The organism is Photobacterium sp. OFAV2-7 (genome assembly GCF_022347985.1).
Lineage (GTDB): Bacteria > Pseudomonadota > Gammaproteobacteria > Enterobacterales > Vibrionaceae > Photobacterium.
Genome location: NZ_JAKRFQ010000518.1, coordinates 1 through 3,654, shown reverse-complemented (window position 1 = coordinate 3,654; position 3,654 = coordinate 1). Strand labels below are relative to the sequence as shown.

Here is a 3,654-nt window from a genome sequence, read left to right as displayed (position 1 = left end):
CGTTACACAGGGCTTAGCCAACACTATTACTCCCAGCCTTTTTCAATGCCAAAAAGGCCGGGCCCGAGTCTCTGCCGTGGGTGAGATTAAAGATAGTCAAGGCAACGTCTGGATCGTACCTGCTGAGAACCAATACGAAAACGCCACTCATGTGATCAATCTGTATGAAGAGTGTTCAGGCGTAACTCCCAGTAGCTTGAAGGAAGTTGATAGCGCTAGTGTACCGATGATAACTGTGGACACTGAAGGAGAAGTGGTTACCGGGTATATCTTTGCCGATAACTATTTTGAGCTTTACGTAAACGGCGTGCTGATAGGTGTAGACTCGGTCCCTTTCACACCATTTAACTCAAGTATCGTTAAGTTTAAAGTGAGTAAACCCTATACTATTGCCGTTAAAGTTATAGATTGGGAAGAAAACCTCGGGCTGGGCACGGAAAACAACCGGGGTAAGAAGTATCACCCGGGAGACGGTGGCTTTATTGCCAGTTTCAGCGATGGCACAGTCACCAATGCGGACTGGCAGGCTCAGACATTTTATACCGCACCTATCTACGACCTAAGCTGCTTGAGCGAGAAAGATAACATGCGCCTCTCCGATGACTGCAGTACAGAAGGCACCAACAGGGGCGAAAATGCTTATGCCATTCATTGGCAGACGCCTGAAAACTGGGTAACAGCAGAATTTGACTCAACCTCCTGGCCGCAAGCAACGACCTATTCCGAGCAGGAGATTGGTGTAAACAATAAAAATGCCTATATGAATTTTAGAGAGAAATTTTCCGGTGCGGGCGCAACCTTTATATGGTCGAGCAATGTTGTTCTAGATAACGAAGTATTACTGAGATATACGGTAAAGTAACTAACAGCCTCGACAATGTCGTTTATCAGAAAAACGCGCAGATTTATCACACCATAGCTTCATCTGCGCTTTCAAATCATGCAGAAAAATATGACTCAAACAATTCTCGTCGTAGACGACAAACTGAATGTACAGAAGCTGCTTACCGACTTCTTGTCCCAGAAAGGCTTCCGGGTTCTGTCTGCCTCAAACGGGCGGGATGCGCAACTCATACTAAAAAAACAAATACCAGATCTAATCCTGCTAGACATTATGATGCCTCAGATGGATGGATACGAATTTATCAGCAAATTGCGCGAAACCAGTGATATGCCGGTAATCATGATCACTGCCAAACAGCAGGAAAGTGATGTAGTTAAAGGATTTGAACTTGGTGCTGATGACTATATTGCCAAGCCGTTCAGAATGAGCGAACTACTGGCCAGGGTTAAAGCTGTCCTGAAACGTACCAGCCTGAGTTTCTCTCAAAATTCACGGTTAAAGGTCGCAAACCTGAACTTGGACTCCGTCACGAATGAACTGAGAATCGATAACAAACTTGTTGAACTGACCCTTGCCGAACTGACACTTCTTAGCCTTCTCATGCAGTCAGTAGAGCACGCAGTCTCAAAAGCAGAAATCTGCCGCCATTTAATCGAAGAAGGTTACAGCGGTTCAGAATCGACGCTCAAGATCCATATTCGAAACCTGCGGAACAAGCTGTACCCCTTAGTCAAAGAACAGGTAATTATAGAGTCGGTCTTTGGAGTCGGTTATCGGCTAAGGAAAGTTCAGCCATGAGAATACCGGTACGCCATAAGCTTATCACCACCTACCTGATCATCAGCGTGCTCACCGCCATTTTTACTTACCTGCTTACATATCTTACCTCTGAACAACGAATTAATGCGCTTGCAAAGGACTACCAGCTCAAAGAGATATCACAAGAAGTGTACAACTGGTACGCAGCCGAAAGGCAATGGAAAGGGTTTTCTGACTACTTCAAGACACTTCATCCACCCAGACAACACCGTAAGCCCGATACCAGCACCTCTACCCATAATGGACCGATAAAGCGTCATGGGGTCGTAACCAGTGAGCAGAAATCGCTATTGCACTTCCTGCACTTCAAGCCTGGAGATACGGTTCCCAAGGCCTACTTGGCAAATGCCAATGAGGTTCGCTTCGATGAAAAAACTGTTGCCTGGGTTATTCCGGTAGATGCGATCGGAATAAGCCTTAATTCAGAAATGCAGATTTTTCTGACCAACATTCGTGAGATATTGCTTATTGCCGTGAGTGTCAGTGTGCTGATTTCACTCTTAATGGGAATAGTGCTTGCCAGAATTTTGCTAAAGCCAGTGGAATCTTTAACTAAAGCCTCATCCGCTATTGCCGATGGCAACCTGCAACAGCAGGTTCCAGCCTATACTGACGATGAAATTGGTGACCTTTCCCGTTCCTTCAATAAGATGAGTCAGGATCTGGTGAATGCCGACACACAGCGCCGCCAGATTACCGCAGATATTGCCCATGATCTGGGCACTCCGGTTCAAGTGATCTCCGGCTATATAGAGATGGCCCAGGATGGAGAGTTAGAACTGAACCAAGAACGGATTGACACAATCGCCGATGAGCTGGAGCATATCCAAAGACTGCTTAAAGATATGAGCCTGCTAGCGCAAACCGATGCCAAAACGCTCTCTCTCCAGCTGACAAAGACTAGTATCAAGCCACTGCTGGAACGGGTTGTTAAACTTTACTCTTGTCAGGACAAACAGGTAAAACTCTCTCTAGACTGCCCGGATTTCCTCCCTGCACTGGTACTGGATGAAGACCGGATAGTGCAGGTACTAGGAAACCTTATCAGTAATGCATTGCGCCACACACCGGAAGGTGGAGAGATAACAATTCAGTCTCAAACTCGTGATAACCAGCTCACGATTCAGGTTGTCGATAACGGATGCGGGATTAGCCCTGAAGATCTACCGTTAGTATTTGACCGCTTTTACCGCTCGGATCCTGCTCGTAACGGCTCAAGCGGAAACATGGGGCTGGGCTTAAGCATCTCTAAAGGCTTGGTTGAAATGCAAGGCGGTAAAATTGGTGTCAAATCCGACGGAAAAAGCGGCAGCTGTTTTCTGATCACTTTTCCCATCGAAGTGCTTTAACTAGTAGAAACCAAAAACGCCCCAGCAACCAAGCTGTAAGGGCGTTTTCAGGAACTAGCTTTGCACAGGCCGGCTGTTGTACTCGATAATAAAACCATATGAACGACCAGGCGTCTTATCTATACCATAGGTACCAACATCGTCCATATAGTCACCCCAGGTAGGTACCGGCAGGTTCATCTCGCCAAAGCCCATTACACGTTGGCCACCGCTATGACCTGAGTTGTTTGGTTGATCATTTGGACGAGGATCTTTATCAATCACACCGTCATCAAGATTTTTTGCCCAATTGTCGTAGTCCCACTCTTCGCCACTTAGCCAGCTCCAGCCGCCCGCAGGCTCCACTGAGCCCTCCGGCTGATAACCTCCCAGGAATGGACCAATACTGATACCGTAGTGTTCCATCGGTCCTACGCCACTCGGGAAAGTCCAGAAGTACTTTTGATCATTGACCATTTCAAATACAAAACTGTTCTCTTCCTCAGAAGTAATAGAGGCAAGATAACCGCCGGCAGCATCGGCAAGATAGGCAGCCTGGAACCAGTTCAGGTTTCCTGATGGAAGATATACCACTTGGTAGTAATGGGTATCGCCATTAGTATTGGTAAAGCTCTTTACTGGCAGCTTCTGATACTTCACATC

4 protein-coding genes are annotated in these 3,654 nt (G+C 46.7%); 3 read left to right on the top strand and 1 reads right to left on the bottom strand.

The annotated features are described in order from the left end of the window. The 3 genes from MHN01_RS20125 to MHN01_RS20115 form a co-directional block, all read left to right on the top strand. Positions 1-862: hypothetical protein (locus MHN01_RS20125; protein WP_239413022.1), on the top strand; the 862-nt coding region annotated here is incomplete at its 5' end. A gap of 90 nt (positions 863-952) precedes the next feature. Next, positions 953-1,642: a response regulator transcription factor gene (locus MHN01_RS20120; RefSeq protein WP_239413020.1), complete on the top strand. Its 690-nt coding sequence runs from the start codon at positions 953-955 to the stop codon at positions 1,640-1,642. After that, a complete protein-coding gene (locus MHN01_RS20115; RefSeq protein WP_239413018.1) occupies positions 1,639-3,012 on the top strand; it encodes a cell wall metabolism sensor histidine kinase WalK in 1,374 nt (457 codons plus the stop codon). Before MHN01_RS20120 ends, MHN01_RS20115 begins: the two co-directional genes overlap by 4 nt. A 54-nt stretch (positions 3,013-3,066) precedes the next feature. Here the strand turns inward: MHN01_RS20115 and MHN01_RS20110 are convergent. Next, positions 3,067-3,654 (bottom strand): hypothetical protein (locus tag MHN01_RS20110; RefSeq protein ID WP_239413016.1); only part of this gene is annotated, 588 nt, incomplete at its 5' end.